The sequence below is a fragment of the Serratia sp. ME47 genome (genome assembly GCF_903970925.1).
GTDB lineage: Bacteria > Pseudomonadota > Gammaproteobacteria > Enterobacterales > Enterobacteriaceae > Serratia > Serratia ureilytica.
Genome location: NZ_CAJCKE010000010.1, coordinates 137,953 through 156,947 on the forward strand (window position 1 = coordinate 137,953; position 18,995 = coordinate 156,947).

Annotated in this window: 14 protein-coding genes; 6 read left to right on the forward strand and 8 right to left on the reverse strand. The window is 63.5% G+C overall.

What is annotated here, in order from left to right:
• Positions 1-108: 108 nt before the first annotated feature.
• On the forward strand, positions 109-291 hold the full coding sequence (locus H7A77_RS12625; RefSeq protein ID WP_046687632.1) for a hypothetical protein: 183 nt from the start codon (positions 109-111) through the stop codon (positions 289-291).
• Here the strand turns inward: H7A77_RS12625 and baeR are convergent.
• From baeR to H7A77_RS12655, 6 genes are read right to left on the reverse strand one after another with little or no spacing between them, the layout of a single operon-like run.
• Entirely contained in the window at positions 288-1,004 is a 717-nt protein-coding gene (baeR, locus tag H7A77_RS12630; RefSeq protein WP_033644062.1) for a two-component system response regulator BaeR, read from the reverse strand. The two genes, H7A77_RS12625 and baeR, sit on opposite strands and share 4 nt — an antisense overlap.
• A complete protein-coding gene (gene baeS / locus H7A77_RS12635; RefSeq protein WP_033644061.1) occupies positions 1,004-2,386 on the reverse strand; it encodes a two-component system sensor histidine kinase BaeS in 1,383 nt (460 codons plus the stop codon). Before baeS ends, baeR begins: the two co-directional genes overlap by 1 nt.
• On the reverse strand, positions 2,383-3,813 hold the full coding sequence (mdtD, locus tag H7A77_RS12640; protein WP_042785191.1) for a multidrug transporter subunit MdtD: 1,431 nt from the start codon (positions 3,811-3,813) through the stop codon (positions 2,383-2,385). Before mdtD ends, baeS begins: the two co-directional genes overlap by 4 nt.
• A gap of 10 nt (positions 3,814-3,823) precedes the next feature.
• The gene (mdtC, locus tag H7A77_RS12645; protein ID WP_033651548.1) at positions 3,824-6,904 is read right to left on the reverse strand and encodes a multidrug efflux RND transporter permease subunit MdtC; all 3,081 of its coding nucleotides are present in this window, start codon (positions 6,902-6,904) and stop codon (positions 3,824-3,826) included.
• Entirely contained in the window at positions 6,901-10,020 is a 3,120-nt protein-coding gene (locus H7A77_RS12650) for an MdtB/MuxB family multidrug efflux RND transporter permease subunit (protein ID WP_182074278.1), read from the reverse strand. The genes mdtC and H7A77_RS12650 overlap by 4 nt, the downstream gene beginning before the upstream one ends.
• Positions 10,020-11,273: an MdtA/MuxA family multidrug efflux RND transporter periplasmic adaptor subunit gene (locus H7A77_RS12655; protein WP_033644057.1), complete on the reverse strand. Its 1,254-nt coding sequence runs from the start codon at positions 11,271-11,273 to the stop codon at positions 10,020-10,022. The genes H7A77_RS12650 and H7A77_RS12655 overlap by 1 nt, the downstream gene beginning before the upstream one ends.
• 269 nt (positions 11,274-11,542) lie before the next feature.
• Between H7A77_RS12655 and H7A77_RS12660 the strand changes: the two genes are divergently transcribed.
• Both H7A77_RS12660 and H7A77_RS12665 read left to right on the forward strand, forming a co-directional pair.
• Positions 11,543-12,496, forward strand: coding sequence for an aldo/keto reductase (locus H7A77_RS12660; protein ID WP_060660366.1), 954 nt, complete (start codon positions 11,543-11,545; stop codon positions 12,494-12,496).
• Between the two features lie 61 nt (positions 12,497-12,557).
• Positions 12,558-13,175, forward strand: coding sequence for a pyridoxamine 5'-phosphate oxidase family protein (locus tag H7A77_RS12665; protein ID WP_033651545.1), 618 nt, complete (start codon positions 12,558-12,560; stop codon positions 13,173-13,175).
• Here the strand turns inward: H7A77_RS12665 and H7A77_RS12670 are convergent.
• Both H7A77_RS12670 and yegD read right to left on the reverse strand, forming a co-directional pair.
• Positions 13,172-13,738, reverse strand: coding sequence for a GNAT family N-acetyltransferase (locus tag H7A77_RS12670; protein ID WP_142002800.1), 567 nt, complete (start codon positions 13,736-13,738; stop codon positions 13,172-13,174). The two genes, H7A77_RS12665 and H7A77_RS12670, sit on opposite strands and share 4 nt — an antisense overlap.
• Before the next feature lie 51 nt (positions 13,739-13,789).
• A complete protein-coding gene (yegD, locus tag H7A77_RS12675) occupies positions 13,790-15,142 on the reverse strand; it encodes a molecular chaperone (protein WP_047025612.1) in 1,353 nt (450 codons plus the stop codon).
• Positions 15,143-15,413: 271 nt separating this feature from the next.
• On the opposite strand from yegD, the gene H7A77_RS12680 reads away from it, so the two are divergent.
• The 3 genes from H7A77_RS12680 to alkA all read left to right on the forward strand — a co-directional run.
• On the forward strand, positions 15,414-16,424 hold the full coding sequence (locus H7A77_RS12680; RefSeq protein WP_033644051.1) for an AraC family transcriptional regulator: 1,011 nt from the start codon (positions 15,414-15,416) through the stop codon (positions 16,422-16,424).
• 147 nt (positions 16,425-16,571) lie between these two features.
• Positions 16,572-17,411, forward strand: a complete 840-nt coding sequence (locus H7A77_RS12685; RefSeq protein WP_182074279.1) for an oxidoreductase — start codon at positions 16,572-16,574, stop codon at positions 17,409-17,411.
• A gap of 161 nt (positions 17,412-17,572) precedes the next feature.
• A partial coding sequence (alkA, locus tag H7A77_RS12690; protein WP_182074280.1) for a DNA-3-methyladenine glycosylase 2 occupies positions 17,573-18,995 on the forward strand: 1,423 nt, incomplete at its 3' end.

Here is an 18,995-nt window from a genome sequence, read left to right on the forward strand (position 1 = left end):
GCAGCGCAGTATTTGGGACGTCTAAGCCGTGGAACACTCGCGATTTCATCTTGGCGGGTTCACCTCGCAGAGATAAAATAGGGCAAATTTTGCACAGGAGCGCCAAGGATGGAAAAAATCGAACGGTCAGTAGGAAATGATAAAAGCGAGGGCAGCGATAAAGATTGGGAGCCTCTGTTGAGAATGATCGCTAACACAGCCCTACCACACGACTTCCTGCTGTCGGATGAGCGACAACAGGGTGTGGCTGACCGCGCGCCTTGGTGGAACGCGGTCGATTCTCTCCCCTAAACCCCATTCACCAGCCGGCAGGGTTCGGCTTCCCAGCGGTAACCGACGCCGTATACCGAGCGGATAAAGGATTTTTGCCCGTCGATCAGCTCCAGCTTGCGGCGCAGGTTTTTGATGTGGCTGTCGATGGTGCGGTCGGTGACCACCCGATAGTCGTCATACAGGTTGTTCAGCAGCTGCTCGCGCGAAAACACGTTGCCCGGCTGGCTGGCCAACGTTTTCAGCAGGCGGAACTCCGCTGGCGTCAGATCCAGCAATTGCCCCTGATAGCTGGCCTGGAAACGCGGCTCATCGATGTGCAACAGGTCATCTTCCCGCGCATTCTCCTGCGGCCGATAGCTGCGGCGCAGGATGGTTTTCACCCGCGCCACCACCTCGCGTGGGCTGTAGGGTTTGCAGATGTAATCGTCGGCGCCGATCTCCAGTCCCAACAGGCGGTCAATCTCTTCGATTTTCGCCGTCACCATCACGATCGGTACGTCGCTGAAGCGGCGCAGCTCACGGCACACCGTCAGCCCATCGGCGCCCGGCAGCATCAGATCGAGCAAGATCAGCGCCGGCGGATGCTGGTGCACGGTCGGCACCACTTCGTTGCCGTTGGTCAGCCAACGGGTGGCGTAGCCCGCCGCCTGCAGATAATCCACCAGCAGTTGACCCAGCTTGGGCTCATCTTCAACAATCATGATCTGCACGGGTTGATTCTGAATGTCCATCAGGGCGCCTTATTTTTTATCGGGGTAGCAAATTCTACTGTAATGCGCACGCCGCCTAAAGGCGAATGCTCGGCGCGGATTTTCCCGTCGTGCGCTTCCACGATGTTGTGGCAGATCGCCAGCCCCAATCCGGAACCGCCGCTGGCGCGGTTGCGCGAGCCTTCCGCCCGGTAGAAACGTTCGAAAATGCGCGTCAGTTGCTGATCGCTGATGCCCGGCGCGCTGTCCTGCCAGCAGAGGGACAGCCGCCCCGGCTGCAGCTCGGCACTGATTTCCAGCCGGCCGCCGGCATCGGTGTAGCGCAGGCTGTTTTCCAACAGGTTATTGAACAGCTGATTCAGGCGATCGGGATCGCCGAACAGCGGCGCCTGGGGCGGCAGATGGGTGACGATCTCCAGCCCTTTGGCGCGAAAGCGCTCGCGGAAGGCGGCGACGGCGATCTGCAGCAGATGCACGCAGTCCACCGACGATTTGCGATAGGCCAGCGCGCCGAGATCGGAGAGCGAAAGCTGGTGCAGGTCGTCGACCAGTTTGGTCAGGGTGGACACCTCGGCCTGCAGCGAGCTGAGCGACGCGGGCGTCGGCTGGCGTACGCCGTCCTGCAGCGCCTCCAGCTCGCCGCGCAGCACCGCCAGCGGCGTGCGCAGTTCGTGCGACACGTCGGCCATAAAGGCGCGGCGCATCTGTTCATTTTTCTCCAGCGAGGTGGCCAACTGGTTGAAGTCGTGCGCCAGCCTGCCCAGCTCATCCTGGCTGCTGACCGCCACGCGGGCGGTGAAGTCGCCCGCCGCCAATCGATGGGTGCCCGCCACCAGGCGTTTAACCGGGGCCAGCATGCCGCGCGACAGTAGCCAGGTCACCGCCGCCGCCAGCAGGGTGGAGAGCGCGACGATGATCCAGCTGGTGCGGCGCTGCTGGCGATCGAAGTTGATGTCGGTATTGCGCGTCAGGCGTTCGACCGGGGTAGTGAGCACCCAACCGACGATCTCGTTGTTGTAGCGGATCGGGTGGCGCGGCCCCTCTTTCGGCAACGGGCCGGAATGCCCGACCAGCCGATTGAACTGGCTGTCCACCACCCAAAACTGGGTGCGCCAGCCTTTGGGCGGCAGGTTGTGGCTGCTGTCGCTGTTCTGCTCGAACGAACGCATGATTTGGTAGACCACCTGATCGTTGTTGCGCAGGAATATCCAGTTGCCATGATGGCTGTACTGCTCCTCCAGCGCTTCGCTCAGCATGTTGATGCGCTGCTCGTTACTGCTCTTGATGTAGTCGATAAAACCGCGCTCAAAGCTGACGCGCACCCCCCAGTGCATGGTGATCAACACCAGCATGCAGGTGGCGAAAATGGCCAGGAACAGCTTCCCGGTAATGCCTATCTTCATTGCAACCTCGTTGAGCCGGTGCCCGGCTCTTTGGCCAGCGTGCGGTTAGGCGCGCTATCCGCCGGCACGCGCGCGAAGGCCAGCGCGGGCAGGGCGATAATCAACGCCATACAGCAGTAGCTGTAAATAAATGCGCTGTGGATGGCCGGGCTGTCGGCCACCGCCTGGTGATGGGCGAAGCTGCCGATCAAGATGCCGGCGACGCTGACGCCGAGGCTCATCGACAGCTGCATGACCATCGACAACAGGCTGTTGCCGCTGCTGGCCAGCCGGTCCGGCAGGTCTTTCAGCGTCAGGGTATTCATCGCCGAGAAGCGCAATGCGTTGACCATCCCCTGGAAGAACAGTATCACCGGCAGCAGCCACAGCCAGCCGAGCATCGCCGCCAGCAGGAAACTCAGGCTGACCAGCGCCAGCAGCAGCGTGGCGGCCACCAGCACGTTGCGGTAGCCGAAGCGGTTGACCACCTGCACCACGATGCGCTTCATGCCCATGCTGCCGATGATCATCGGGATCATCATCAGCCCGGCGTGGAACGGCGTGAAGCCCATGCCCACCTGCAGAAACAGCGGTGTCATGAACGGCAGCATGCCGCTGCCGATGCGCCCCAGCAGACTGGCCAGCAGCCCGATCTTGTAGGTCGGGGTGCGCAGCAGCCGCAGCGAGAACAGGGCGCGGCTATTGCCGTAGGCATGCCAAACATACCCCAACAACGCCGCCGCGCCCAGCGCCACCAGGCCGGCGATGGCGCCGCCGGTCAGGCCCATGCCTTTGTGGCCGTCGAGCGCCAGCGTCAGCGACGCCATGCCGATCGCCAGCAGGAAAAAGCCGCTGAGATCGAAACGGCGGGTCTGCATTTGGTAGTTGGGCATCAGCAGCAGCGTGGCGATGGCACCCACGATGCCCACCGGAATATTGATCAGGAAAATCCAGTGCCAGCTGGCGTATTGCACCAGAAGTCCGCCCAGCGCCGGCCCCATCAGCGGGCCGATCTGGCCCGGCAGCGTCACGAAGGTCATCGCCGCCATGTACTGCTCGCGCGGCACGATCTTCATCACCGTCAGTCGGCCGACCGGCACCATCATCGCGCCGCCGATGCCCTGAAGCACGCGCGAGGCGATCAGCTCGTTCAGGGTTGCCGAGCGGGCGCAGAGGAAGGAGCCGAGGGTAAACAGCACAATGGCGCTGAAAAACACCCGCTGTACGCCGACCTTGTCCGCCAGCCAGCCGCTGGCCGGCAGCGTCACCGCCACCGTCAGCACATAGGCGACGATCACCGACTGCATGCGCAGCGGGTTCTCCCCCAGGCTGGCGGCCATCGAGGGCAGGGCGGTATTGACGATAGTGGTATCCAGCGTCTGCATAAAGAAGCCGAACGCCACTATCCAGAGTTGCCAACGTACCGTGGCGGTGTGTTTCATCAGCATCGGTCGGCCATTAGTGCGGCAGCGGGGTCAGCTGCTTGTTGCGGCGGAACTTCGCCTGCAGCCGGTCGAAGTAAAGATAGACCACCGGCGTGGTGTACAGCGTCAGCAACTGGCTCATCACCAGACCGCCGGCGATGGTGATGCCGAGCGGCTGGCGCAGCTCCGCGCCGTCGCCGCTGGTCAACACCAGCGGCAGCGCGCCGAACAGCGCCGCCAGTGTGGTCATCAGGATCGGCCGGAAGCGCAGCAGGCTGGCCTGGAAAATCGCCTCGCGGGCGCTGATGCCGCCGTTGCGCTGCGCCTCGAGCGCGAAGTCGACCATCATGATGGCGTTTTTCTTCACGATGCCGATCAACAGCATGATGCCGATCAGCGCGATCAGGCTGAACGGCGCGCCGAACAGCTCGAGCGCCAACAGCGCCCCCACGCCCGCGGAAGGCAGGGTGGAGAGGATGGTCAGCGGATGGATATAGCTCTCGTACAGCACGCCGAGCACGATATACACCGTGGCGATCGCCGCCAGGATCAGGATCAGCTGCGACTTCAGGGTGTCCTGGAACACCTGGGCGGTGCCGGCGAAGGCGCCGCGCACCGTGGACGGCACGCCGAGCTGAGTCATGGTGCGTTCGACAGCGGCGGTGGCGTCCGACAGGCTGCCGCCGTCCGGCAGGTTAAAGGAGATGGTCGAGGCGGCGGACAGCCCCTGATGGTTGACCGACAGCGGCGCGTTGGCCGGTCGCCAACTGGCGAAGTAGGAGAGCGGTATCGCCTTGCCTTCGTTGTTGATGATGAACATTTTGTCCAGCGAGCTGACGTCCTGAGTGTAAGGCGGCGCCACTTCCATCACCACCTTGTATTGGTTGAGCGGTTGATAGATGGTCGAAATCTGTCGCTGGCCGAAGGCGTTGTTCAACAGGTTGTTGGCGTCGGACACCGAAATGCCGAGGCGCGCCATGGTCTCGCGATCGTAGACCAGATCCATCTCCGAGCCTTTATCCTGCTGATCCGAGTTGACGTCCGCCAGCTCGGGCAATGCCGCCAGCGCGGCGCGGATCTTCGGTTCCCAGTCGCGCAGCGCGGCGAGGTCATCCGCCAGCAGCGTATATTGGTAGCTGGCGTTGGCCTGGCGGCCGCCGACGCGGATATCCTGCACCGCCATCAAGAACAGGCTGGCGCCCGGTTCTTTGGCCAGGCGAGCGCGCAGGCGGGCGATCACTTTCTGCGCGTCGTCGCTGCGCACCGACAGCGGTTTCAGTGAGATGAACATCGAGCCGCTGTTGGTGCGCGAGCCGCCGGTAAAGCCGGTGACGTTTTCCACGTCCGGATCTTCGCGCACGATTTTCATGAAATCTTCCAGTTTGCCGCGCATCGCCTGGAACGAGATGCTCTGATCGGCCTGGATAAAGCCCATCAGGCGGCCGGTATCCTGTTCGGGGAAGAAGGTTTTCGGGATGCTGATATACAGCCAGACGTTGAGCGCAATGGTGGCGAGGAACACCGCCAGCACCCAGCGCGAGTGGCCAAGCACCCAGTTCAGCGAGCGTCCGTATCCCTGCTGCAGCGCCAGCAGCATTTTGCCGAAGCCGCGCGCGCGCCGCTGCGAACGCGCCGGCTGGTGGCGCAGCAGATAGGCGCACATCATCGGCGTGAGCGTCAGCGAGACGATCAGCGACAGCCCGATAGACACCGACAGGGTGACGGCGAATTCGCGGAACAGCCGGCCGGGCAGGCCCGCCATCAGCAGCAGCGGGATAAACACCGCCACCAGCGAAACGCTCATCGACAGCACGGTGAAACCGACCTCCCGCGCGCCCAGCAGCGCGGCGTTGATCGGTTTCATGCCGGCCTCGACGTGGCGGGAAATGTTTTCCAGCACCACGATGGCGTCGTCCACCACAAAGCCGGTGGCGATGGTCAGCGCCATCAGCGACAGGTTGTTGAGGCTGAAGCCGCACAGGTACATGGCGGCGAACGAGCCGATCAGCGACACCGGCACGGCGACCGCCGGGATCAGCGTGGCGCGGCCGGAGCGCAGGAAGATGAACACCACCAGGATCACCAGCCCGATGGCGATCGCCAGCGACTGTTCGACCTCGGCCAGCGACGCGCGAATGGTCGGCGAGCGATCCTGCGCGACGTTGAGCGAGATTGCGGCCGGAATGTTTTCCTGCAGCGCGGGCAGCTCGGCGCGAATGCGATCGACGGTTTCGATGATGTTGGCGTCCGGCGCGCGGCTGATGGCCAGAACGATCGCCGGCTTGGCGTCGGTCATCCCGGCGTTGCGCACGTCCTGCACCGAATCTTTGACCTCGGCCACGTCGCCGAGCCGCACCGCCGAACCGTTGTTGTAATGAACGATCAGCGGGCGGTAGGCGTCGGCGGTTTTCAGCGCGTCGTTGGCCTGGATTTGCCAACGTTGCTGCGGGTTTTCGACGGCGCCCTGCGGGCGGCGCACGTTGGCGTTGCTGATGGCCTGCCGCACGGCATCCAGTGAAACGCCCTGATTGAACAGCGCCGAAGGGTTCAACTCTACCCGCACCGCCGGCAGCGAGCTGCCGCCCACGGAAACGTCGCCGACGCCTTCGGTCTGGCTGATCTTCTGCGCCAGCTGGGTGGACGCGAAGTCGTAAAGCTGCCCCTGGCTGTAGGTGTCCGACGTCAGCGTCAGGATCATGATCGGCGCGTCGGAAGGGTTGACCTTGCGATAGCTGGGGCGGCTCGGCATGCCGGTCGGCAACAGGCTTTGCGCGGCGTTAATCGCAGCCTGCACGTCGCGCGCGGCGCCGTTGATGTCTCGGCTGAGATCGAACTGCAAAATCACCCGGGTGCTGCCGAGCGAGCTCATCGAGGTCATTTCATTGACCCCGGCGATACGGCCCAGCGCGCGCTCCAGCGGCGTCGCCACCGAGGAGGCCATGGTTTCCGGCGAGGCGCCCGGCAGCGACGCGCTGATCGAAATCACCGGAAAATCCACCTGCGGCAGCGGCGACACCGGCAGCAGGCGAAAACCGATCGCGCCGCTGATGGCGATGGCCAGCGTCAGCAGGGTGGTGGCCACCGGCCGGTGAATGAACAGGGCGAAGAATTTCACGGCAGCTCCTGCGTATCCGGCTGGCGATGCGTGTTGCGCGCCAGTTTGTCAAACAGCAGGTAGATCACCGGCGTGGTGAACAGCGTCAGGATCTGGCTCATGATCAGGCCGCCGACCATACAGACGCCGAGCGGATGCCGCAGCTCCGCGCCGACGCCGGTGCTCAGCATCAGCGGCAGCGCGCCGAGCAAGGCCGCCAGCGTGGTCATCAGGATCGGCCGGAAACGCAGCAGGCAGGCCTGATAAATGGCGTCGCGCGGCGATAAGCCCTGTTCGCGTTCCGCCGCCAGTGCGAAGTCGATCATCATGATGGCGTTCTTCTTCACGATGCCGATCAGCAGGATGATGCCGATGATGGCGATCACGTCCAGTTCGCTGCCGGCCAGCATCAGCGCCAGCAGCGCGCCGACCCCGGCGGTCGGCAGGGTGGAGAGGATGGTCACCGGATGAATGAAGCTTTCATACAGCACGCCCAGCACGATATACATCGCCACCACCGCCGCCAAAATCAGCCACAGCGTGCTGCCGAGCGCCGCTTGGAAGGCCAGCGTCGCGCCCTGGAATTGGGTGGTGATGTCTTTCGGCATGGCGAGATTTTTTTCCGCCTGGGTGACCGCGTCTACCGCTTCGCCGAGCGAGTAGCCGGCGGCGACGTTGAACGAGACGGTGGCCGACGGGAATTGGTCGAGGTGGTTGACCGACAGCGGGCCGAACCGTTCTTCGATTTTGGCGATGGCGCTCAGCGGCACCACGGCGCCGTCCTTGCCGCTCAGACGGATCTCATTGAGCGCCGCCAGCCCCGGCGTCGCGCTGACGTCGTGCTCCAGCACCACCCGGTATTGATTGGCCTGGGTGTAGATGGTGGAGATCAGACGTTGGCCGAAGGCGTTGTACAGCGCATTGTCCACGTCACTCATGGTGACGCCGAGGCGCGAGGCCGAATCGCGATCGACGTTGACGTAGGCGACCAGCCCCTGATCCTGCCAATCGCTGGTGACGTCCGCCAGCTGCGGGGTGCGCTTCAGCTCATCCATCAGCTGCGGCACCCACAGGCTGAGATCGTCCAGCGACATCGCCTGCAGGGTGAACTGGTACTGGGTGCGGCTGACCTGGGTATCGATGGTCAGATCCTGCACCGGCTGCAGGTACAGCTTCACGCCGGGGAACTGCGCCGTTTGCTGCTGCAACCGGCTGATGATCGCCGGAATGCGGTCGCTGCGTTCGCTCCGCGGCTTCAGGTTGATCTGCAGCCGGCCGCTGTTGAGCGTGGCGTTGCTGCCGTCGACGCCGACGAACGAGGTCAGGCTCTCCACCGCCGGATCTTTGAGGATCTGCGCCGCGACCTGCTGCTGGCGCTCGGCCATATTGCTGAACGAAACGCTCTGCGGCGCCTCCAGCGTGCCCTGAATGATGCCGTTGTCCTGCACCGGGAAGAAGCCTTTCGGGATCAGCAGGTACAGCAACACCGTCAGCGCCAGGGTGCCCACGGCCACGCCGAGCGTCAGCCAGGGGTGGTTAAGCACCGTTTTCAGCCACTGGCCGTATCGCGCGATCACGCGCTCGAAAAAGCGCTCAGAGGCGGCGGAGAAGCGGTTCTGCTTGCGCAGCGATTCGTGGCTGAGCATGCGGGCGCACATCATCGGCGTCAGCGTCAGCGATACCACGGCGGAGATCAAAATCGCCACCGCCAGCGTCACGGCGAACTCGCGGAACAGGCGGCCGACGATGTCGCCCATGAACAGCAGCGGGATCAGCACCGCCACCAGCGAGAAGGTCAGCGAGATGATGGTGAAGCCGATCTCGCCGGCCCCTTTCAGCGCGGCGTCGAGCGGCTTTTCCCCTTTCTCGATGTAGCGCGAGATGTTCTCGATCACCACGATGGCGTCATCCACCACGAAACCGGTGGCGATGGTTAATGCCATCAGCGTCAGGTTATTGATGGAGAAGCCGAGGAAATACATGGCGGCGAAGGTGCCGACCAGCGACAGCGGCACCGCCACGCTGGGGATAATGGTCGCCGGCACGTTGCGCAGGAACACGTAGATCACCATTACCACCAGCGCGATCGCCAGCAGCAGCTCGAACTGCACGTCGCTGACCGAGGCGCGGATGGTGGTGGTGCGATCGGTCAACACCTTGACGTCGACCGACTTGGGCAGGCTTTTAATCAGCGTCGGCAGCATTTCGCGGATGCTGTCGGCGGTGGTGATGACGTTGACGCCGGGCTGGCGCTGAATGTTCAGCACGATCGCCTGTTGCTGGTTGGCCCAGGCCGCCAGTCGGGTATTTTCCGCCCCTTGTTCGATGGTGGCGATATCCTGCAGGCGGATCGCCGCGCCGTTCTGATAGGCGACGATCAGCTGGCGATAGTCGTCGGCGGATTTCATTTGGTCGTTGGCGGACAGGGTGACCGAGCGGGTCGGGCCGTCCAGGCTGCCTTTCGCCGAGTTGACGTTGGCGTTGCTGATGGCGGTGCGGATGGTTTCGCTGTTCAGGCCATAGGCGGCGACCGCCGCGGCGTTCAGTTTTACACGCACCGCCGGGCGTTGGCCGCCGGCCAGGGTCACCAGGCCGACGCCGGTCACCTGAGAGATTTTCTGCGCCACGCGCGTCTCCACCATGTCTTCCACCTGCGTCATCGGCATGGCGGTGGAGGTGACGGCCAGCGTCAGGATCGGCGGATCGGCCGGGTTAACCTTGCTGTAAATCGGCGGGTAGGGCAGATCGTTCGGCAATAGGTTGGTGGCGGCGTTGATCGCCGCCTGCACTTCCTGCTCCGCGACGTCGAGCGGCAGCGCCAGCTGGAATTGCAGCGTCACCACCGAGGCGCCGCCGGAGCTTTGCGACGCCATTTGCTTCAGGCCGGACATCTGGCCGAACTGGCGTTCCAGCGGCGCGGTAATGGCGGAGGTGACCACGTCCGGGCTGGCGCCGGGGTACAGCGTCACCACCTGGATGGTCGGGTAGTCCACTTCCGGCAACGCGGAAACCGGCAGCGCGCGATAGCCGATGATCCCCGCCAGCAGTATCGCCACCATCAGCAGGGTGGTGGCGACCGGGCGCAGGATAAACAGGCGGGAAGGGCCGCCGCCGCGGGTCGGTGGCATCACCTGCATCAGGACTTCCTCTGAACGTCAGGTTCGCGCTTGGCTTTTGACGCCGCAGGCGCGTCGTTCGGCGCCAGCACTTCCACCTGCATGCCTTCGGTCAGGCGATCGATGCCGTCGGTCACCACCCGATCGCCGGCGTTGAGGCCGGCGCTGATCACCACCTGCCGGCTGTCCTGCACGCCGGCGGTGACCCGGTGTTTGCTGACCTTGTTGTCTTCGCTGAGCGTCCAGACGAAGTTGCCTTCGTTGCCCATCTGCAGCGCGGCGGTCGGGATCACCACCGCATCGTGCAGGGTATCCACCTGCAGCCGCGCGTTGACGAACTGGTTGGGGAACAGCGCGTCGTCTTCGTTGGCGAAGCGCGCTTTCAGCTTGATGGTGCCGGTGGCGGTATCAATTTGGTTGTCCAGGCTCAGCAGCGAACCGGTCGTCAGCTTGTTCTGGTTGGTGCGATCCCAGGCTTCGACGCTCACCGGCCCGGCTTTTTGCGCCTTGAGCAGATCGGCGATGTTGCCTTCGGGCAGCGTGAACACCACGTCGATCGGGTGCGTCTGCGTGATCACCACCAAACCGGTGGTGCTGCCGCTGGTGACGTAGTTGCCGACGTCGACCAGTTTCAACCCGACGCGGCCGTCGATTGGCGCAGTGATGCGGCTGTAGGTTATCTGCAGTTTGGCGCTGTCGACCGCGCCCTGATCGGCTTTGATGGCGCCTTCGGTTTGCTGCACCAGCGAGGCCTGCGTATCCAGCTCTTGACGGGAAACCAGATTGGTTTTCACCAATTGCTGATAGCGCGCCAGATCGCGCCGGGCGTTGGCCAGCGTGGCCTGATCTTTCGCCAACTGCCCCTGCGCCTGGGTCAACTGAACCTGGAACGGCCGGGGATCGATTTCTGCCAGCAGATCGCCGGCTTTGACCTGCTGGCCTTCGGTAAAGTGGATCGCCATCAGTTGGCCGTCGACCCGGCTGGTGACGGTGACGGTATTGGCGGCGGTGGCGGTGCCCAAGCCGGAAAGATAGCGCGGCACCGTCTGTTGCGTGGCCGTCGCGGCCTGCACCGGCGACATCGGCGCGCCGCGCCGCCCGCCCGCCGCGCGACCGGCCCCCGCTTTGCCGCCGGCCTGCTGCGCGCCCGGGGCCGTGCCGGCCGGCGGTTGAGCGGCGTTAAAATAACGCCAGGCGAAGACGGCGGCGATGACCAGGATGGCCGCAACCAGCAGGCGCGGCATCAGGGAACGGCGTTGGGGTTTTGCATTCATGGCGGCGAAAATTCTCTCCAAAAGGCAGGGGTGCGGGCAATCATTGCCACAAAAATGACACTCCTTACAGGATACTAGTTTAGCCAGCGGGGACGGCATAAAAATGAAGGAAATATGGAGGAACCGTCAGCATTGTCCTAATAAGTGGGTGATTTGAGCGTGCTATGTTTATAAGTGATTTGTTTCAGCTTATAGCCAATCCGTTTTAGCGTTCTATCCTGGTTGGCGCTAATAATTAACCCGCGAATCTTTTCCCACAGGAGCAGGTGATGAGCAACAGAGAATTGGGCCGCTCAGGCATTCAGGTGCCGGCGTTGACCTTTGGCGGCAATGTGTTCGGTTGGACGGCGGATCAAGCGACCTCGTTCAGCCTGCTGGATGCGCTGGTGGACAATCAGCTCAACTTTATCGATACCGCCGACGTTTATTCCAGCTGGGCGCCGGGCAACCGGGGCGGCGAATCGGAAACCGTCATCGGCGAATGGCTGAAGAAGAGCGGCAAGCGCGACCAGGTGATCATCGCCACCAAGGTGGGTAAACCGATGGGCGAAGGCAAACAGGGTCTGTCGCCGCGCTATATTCAGCAGGCGGTGGAAGATTCGCTGCGGCGCCTGCAAACCGATTATATCGATCTTTATCAGTCGCATGACGATGACCGCGATACGCCGCTGGAAGAGACGCTGGCGGCGTTCGATGCGTTGATTAAGGCCGGCAAGGTGCGGGCGATCGGCGCCTCCAACTATCAGGCGGATCGCCTGGAAGAAGCGCTGCGGGTGAGCGAGAGCAACGGATTGGCGCGCTACGAAACCCTGCAGCCGGAATACAATCTGTATGCGCGCGAAGGGTATGAAGCCGAGCTGGAGCGGGTGGCGCAGCGCCATGGCCTCGGGGTGATCAACTTCTTCGCGCTGGCCAGCGGCTTTCTGACCGGCAAATACCGCAGCAAAGCGGATGAGGGCAAAAGTCAGCGCGGCGATCGCATCGTCGAACGCTACCTGAACCCGCGCGGTTTCCGCATCCTGGCGGCGCTGGATCAGGTGGCGGGCAAACACGGCGTCTCTGCGGCGCAGGTCTCGCTGGCCTGGCTGATCGCGCGTCCGAGCATCACCGCGCCGATCGTCAGCGCCACCTCGTTGTCGCAGCTGGATGAGTTGGTCAGCGCCACGCGTCTGACGCTGGATGCGGACGACATTCAGACGCTGAACCACGCCAGCGCCGAGTAAGAGCCGCCGGCGATTTTGCTCTATGCTGAAGGGGTCAATATGACTCATTCAGGAAACTGCAATGTCTGGCGATATCATCAACGACCTCGCGGCGCTGGAACAGCTGTACGGCAAGCCCGCCGCGCCCTCGGTTTTTAAAGAAGTCAGCTACATCCACCCGGCTTACCGTCCGTTTATCGAGGCGGCGCCGTTCGCCGCCCTCTCGACGGTGGGGCCGGACGGCATGGACGTCTCGCCGCGCGGCGATCCGGCCGGTTTCATTCATATCGAAGACGAGAAAACCCTGCTGTTGCCGGATCGGCGCGGCAATAACCGCATCGACAGCCTGCGCAATATCCTGCACGACAACCGGGTGGCGCTGCTGCTGCTGATCCCCGGCATCGGCGAAACGCTGCGGATTAACGGGCGGGCGGAGATCGTGGTGGCGCCGGCGGTGTTGCAGCGTTTCGCCCACCGTAACCAGCTGCCGCGTTCGGTGCTGCGCATTCGGGTGGAGGCGGTGTTCTTCCAGTGCAGCCGGGCGATCTTGCGTTCGGGGTTATGGGAAGAGGCCAGCCGCCTCGAGCGTTCGGCGCTGCCCAGCCCCGGCCATATTTTGGCCGCGGTGAGCCAAACGCGCTTCGACGGTGAGGAGTACGACAGCGCGCTGCCGCAGCGGCTGAAGGATACGCTGTATTAATCGCCGTGGCGTTCGCGCCACGTTTGTCGGTTCAGCCGGTACAAGACGTGCTTTTGCAGCGGATGGCCCGCCGGCAGACGCGGGTGCAGGAAGGTTTCGCCGTCGAAGCGCATACCGATGCGCGTCATCACCCGGCGCGACGGCTGGTTATCTTCGGCGGTGAAGGACACCACTTCCGGCAAATGCAGCGTGTCGAAGGCGCACGCCAGCGCGGCGCGCGCCGCCTCAGCGGCGTAGCCGTTGCCCCAGTGGGCCGCCGCCAACCGCCAGCCGATCTCCACGCAGGGGGAGCAAGGCAGATCGTCGCCCGGCTGCGCCAGCCCGACAAAACCGATAAAAGGCGCGCCGCTTTTCACTTCCACCGCCCACAGCCCCCAGCCGTGCTGTTGCAGGAAGGCGCGGATGCGTTCGGCCTGCGCGCGGCTTTCCTCGGCCGTCATCGTCGCCGGGAAATAGCGCATGACCTGCGGATCGGCGTTGAGCGCGGCGAAGGCCGGCAGGTCGTCGTCGCGCCAGGGGCGCAGCCGCAGCCTGGCGCTGTCGAGGGTAAGGATGGTCGACATGATGCATAGCCTCCAATGAACAAGGGCGCGGCGAGCCGCGCCCGCGGGCTGTCAACGGAACAGCGTTTGCGCCCAGCGCGCCAGCCCGGCGGTGACCGAGCCGAAGTCGTTGCCGCCGACGATCGGAATGCCCGGCAGCTGCTGTTGCAGCGCGGCGCGCAGCAGCGGCGAACGCGCGCTGCCGCCGGTCAGGTAGATCACCTGCGGCGCGGTCTGGCTGCTGGCCAGCGCGGCGCTGACCTGCTCCTGAATGCGCATCAACGGCTGCGAGATGGCGTCGGCGAGCTGATCCTGGCTGATGTTCTCCGCCAGATCGGCCTGCACGAAATTGAGCGGCGCGCTGATGGCCGTTTGGCCGGACAGGGCGATCTTACTCTCTTCGGCCGCCCGCACCAATCGATAGCTCAGGCGCTGCTGGTACACTTTCAGCAGGCGCTTGACCTTTTCCGGCTCCGCCGCGTCGAGGATCAGATCGCGCAGCACGCGGCCGTTGGCGGCGCTGTAGAAATCGTTTTGCGCCGGCACATCGTTGGTCGCCACCGCGTTCCAGTAAGGCAGCGCCGGCAGGGCGATGCCTTTCGCGGTTTCGCCACCCAGGCCGAACAGCGGCATCAGCTGCTTGAAGGCCAGCATGATGTCCAGATCGTTACCGCCGACCCGGCAGCCGCTGTGGCCCAGCAGGCTCTGCTGGCGATCGGCGCGGTTGCGCCACTGCGGCCCCATCAGCAGCACCGAGCAGTCGGTGGTGCCGCCGCCGATGTCCACCACCAGCACGGTTTGCTCTTCGCTCAGCGTCGCTTCGAAGTCCAGCCCCGCCGCCACCGGCTCGAACTGGAATTCAATGTCCTTGAAACCGGCGCGTTCGGCGGCGCGTTGCAGAATGCCCTGCGCCTGCCGGTTGGCTTCGTCGCCGCCGATGCCCTGGAAGTTGATCGGCCGGCCGATCACCGCCTGATCGATGCCGGTCTGCAGCACCTTTTCCGCCTGGCGTTTGATGTGGAACATCATGGCGCACACCAGGTCTTCGAACAGCGCGATCTGCTGCGGCTTCAGGCCGTTGGCGCCGAGGAAGGACTTCGGCGAGCGCACGAAGTACACCTCTTCCGGATCTTCCATGTAGTGCGCCAGCGCCTGCAGGCCGAACAGCACGCTGTCGCCGTTGACCGGAATGTCTTCTTCGCGGTTGTAACTGATGGCGCGGCGCAGCAACTGCTGGTTTTCTTCGCTGCCGGTTGGGATCTGCCAATGGCGGTGCAGGCATTCGCTCACCGCTTCACGGGTCGGCGCACACAGCATCGAAGGCAGATAGGGCGCGTTGTTTTCCAGCGTCAACAGCTCGGGGCCGTGGTCGCGCATCACTGCAACGGAACAGTTGGCTGTCCCGTAATCGAATCCAATAAACATCTCTTTTTTGTCCCCATGCCAATGAAGGGGGGCGACTTTACCCGAGACGGGGCCGGCGGGCAATGCGCCAATGCGCGAGTGTCGAAAAATTTAGCGGGCGCGGCGGCGTGCGCGAACTTTCTCAGTGCGGATAACGCTCAAGCCGCAGCAATGGCACAGTCGGCTATGAAAATGGCGTGCTTCGCCCATCAAGACGCACGCCATTTCTTTATACTCAACAGGTATTCCGAGCGGGGAATGCCTTTCCCTATGACTCTGTGATGAGGATTTCATGACGCGCAACTCGACCTTTCTCATGAATATCGGCTGGAGAACCCTGCTGAAAGATCTGGGGCTCCAGCCGACAGATGTTTTACGCCGGGCTGCATTGCCTGAAGATCTGTTGTCACGCACCGCTGAAGGGATCACTACGGAAGAATATTTCCGCTTCTGGCGCGCGATGGAGGAAGGAACGGGCGACCCGTTGTTTCCGTTGAAAATCGTTGCGCTGATGTCAACGGAATCGTTTGACCCTCCGATATTCGCCGCCCTGTGCAGCGCCAATCTGGCGCAAGCTGTCCAGCGGTTAGCGAAATACAAGCAACTTACGGCGCCGATGAGCCTGGAGCTCGCCATCGGCCCTGAAGGCGAAATGACGATTTCACCCCGCTGGTTGTTGGCGGAGGAGGCGGTACCGGCGTCTTTGCTGGTGGCTGAGCTGGCATTTTATGTTCGGCTGGCGCAGCTTGCCACGCGCGAACCGGTAAAAGCGCGCCGTATCACCTTGCCTGAACTGCCGCCTGCAGCCCTTTCACGCCCCTTGGCAGCCTTCTTCGGCTGCGCGGTAACGCCTGGGGCAGGGCCGGGCATTACTTTCTCCTCCGCAGATGCCTTGCGTCCCTTTTTGACAGTGAATGAGGGCATGTGGCGCGTTTTCGAACCCGAGCTGCGTCGTCGCCTCAGTGAACTGGACGCCACGGCAACCACCGGAGAGCGCGTTTGTGCGGTGCTGCTGGAGTTGATTCCCAGCAATACCGCCGGCATCGACGCGGTGGCGGCAAGATTGGGCATGAGCCGCCGGACGCTGCAGCGGCGTCTGGAAGATGAGGGCGAGAGTTTTCGTTCGCTGAGCAACGGCACCCGGGAAAAATTGGCGCGCCACTATCTTAAGCATTCGACCCTTACCAGCGGAGAGATTGCCTTTTTGCTCGGTTTTGAAGAGCCGAACTCTTTCTTCCGCGCCTTTCACGAATGGACAGGGCAAACGCCGGAAGCGGCTCGCCAGGCGATGCGGCTGAATTAGCCGAGAGGCGCTGTTCACGTTGGCGCATTCTGCGAGTTGATTGGCGCGGTTCGACATGGTTGCGGCAGGGCCCGTCGCTTAAAGTGGACAACATACAGACTGCGCAGGCAGTCGCCAACGCAATCATCCTAATAAGGAGCAGTCAGTATGAAGTCCAAAGTGATCCTGGTGACCGGCGCCTCGTCCGGTATTGGCGAAGCCACCGCCGTCACGTTAAAGCAGCGCGGGCATACCGTTTATGCGGCCGCCCGCCGGGTTGAACGCATGCAGGCTCTGGCTGCCGCCGGCATTCGCGTTTTGCCGTTGGACGTCACCGACGATGCTTCCATGGCGCAGGCGGTAAAGACCATCATCGCCGAAACGGGGCGTATCGATGTGTTGGTCAATAACGCCGGTTACGGCTCCTATGGCGCTATTGAAGACGTTTCTGCGGATGAGGCTCGCGCTCAATTTGATGTGAATGTGTTCGGTGCGGTTCGGCTGACGCAGCTGATTTTGCCGCACATGCGAGCGCAGCGCTCCGGCACCGTCATCAATATTACGTCGATGGGCGGGAAAATACATACGCCGCTGGGCGGATGGTATCACGGCACCAAATTCGCCTTGGAGGCCATCAGCGACTGTTTGCGCATGGAGGTGCAACCTTTCGGCATCGACGTCGTGGTGATCGAACCCGGCGGCATCCAGAGTGAATGGGCGGATATCGCCGCGGAAAAACTGATCGGCGTTTCCGGCCAGAGCGAGTACGCCGCTCAGGCTCACGCTGTCGCCCACGCCATGGTCAGCGACGCCAGCAAGAAACGGCAATCGCCGCCGAGCGTGATTGCCGATACGATCGCCAAAGCCGTCGCCGCCCATCGTCCGAAAACGCGCTATGTCGTGGGGTTTGGCGCGAAACCGCTGATTTTTCTGCGGCGCTTGTTGTCCGATCGCGCCTTCGATGGGCTGATGCGCCGGGCATTGGGGGTACCGCGCCAGGGGCAATAAGTCGTCGGGCAGCGGGGCTTTATGTCGGTGGCGGTGAAAATGGTGCGTCTGAACGCTGTTCAGACGCATAATCATTAAAGACAATCGCTAATCTGGACGGTGGGAAGGTGCGTAACTTAATGTCCGAATTCCGCACGTCAGCGCGCTAGCCGAGTCCCATAATGCAGAAAAAACCGAACCCGAGCGTTGCCATGAATACTCAACAGCAAGCGTTGTACGACGCGCTGCGCGCGCGTGACCGCAAATTCGACGGCCGTTTTTTCGTCGGCGTCTCTTCCACCGGCATCTATTGTCGCCCGGTGTGCAGCGCCCGCACGCCGAAGCTGGAAAACTGCACCTTTTATCCGAGCGCGGCGGCGGCTGAACTGGCGGGGTTTCGCCCCTGCCTCAAATGCCGACCGGAACTGGCGCCCGGCCTGGCGCTGATCGACCTGGGCAACCGCTATGCCCAGGTGGCGGTGCAGCTCATCGAGCAGGGGTATCTGTCCGAACACAGCTGCGAAGCGCTGGCGGCGCGGCTGGGCATTTCCGATCGCCATCTGCGGCGCATCTTCGCCGAACAGTTTGGCGCCTCGCCGATCGATTACGCGCAGTCGCACCGGTTGCTGCAGGCCAAGCGCCTGCTGGCGGACACCGATCTGCCGCTCAGCGAAGTGGCGTTCGCCGCCGGTTTCGGCAGCCTGCGGCGTTTCAACGAGCTGTTCAAGGCGCGTTACCGCCTGATCCCGTCGGCGCTGCGCAGCGGCGGCGCGCGCGGTGAACGGGCCGCCGCCAGCGGGTTGGTGTTTCACCTGGGCTATCGGCCGCCCTATGACTGGGCGCGCATGCTGAATTTCTTGCAGGCGCGCGCCGTGCAGGGCGTGGAGCGGGTCGAGGGGCGCCGCTACCTGCGCTCGATCGCCGTCAGCCAGGGCGGCACGGAACACCGCGGCTGGCTCAGCGTGCAGCCGGAAGAGGCGCGCAATCGGGTTCGGGTCGAGATTGCGCCGACGCTCAGTCTGGTGACGACGGAGGTGTTGCGCCGGGTGCGCCTGCTGTTTGATCTGGACGCCGCGCCGGATCGCATCAATGAGGCGCTGGGCTCGCTGGCGGCCGATGCGCCGGGGCTGCGCCTGCCGGGCTGCGTGAACAGTTTCGAGCAGGCGGCGCGTGCGGTGCTGGGGCAGTTGGTCAGCGTGAAAATGGCGGCGACCTTCGCCGGGCGGATGGCCGAACGCTGGGGCGAAGCGCTGGCGACGCCGCATGAGGGCATCACCCACGTTTTCCCCACAGCAGAACGGGTGGCGCAGCTGCAGCCTGAAGAACTGCGCCCGCTCGGGGTGCAAGTGAAGCGCGCGGCGGCGCTGATCGAGATCGCCCGCGCGCTGGGGGAAGGGCGGCTGCAGCTCGACAACGTGCTGGATATCGAACAGGGCATCAAGGCGCTGACCGCGCTGCCGGGCATCGGCAACTGGACCGCCAGCTATATCGCGATGCGCGCCTGGTCGTGGCCGGACGTGTTCCTGGCCGGCGACTACCTGATCAAACAGCGTTTCCCCGGCATGACGCCGCGCCAGATTGAACGCTACGCCGAGCGCTGGCGCC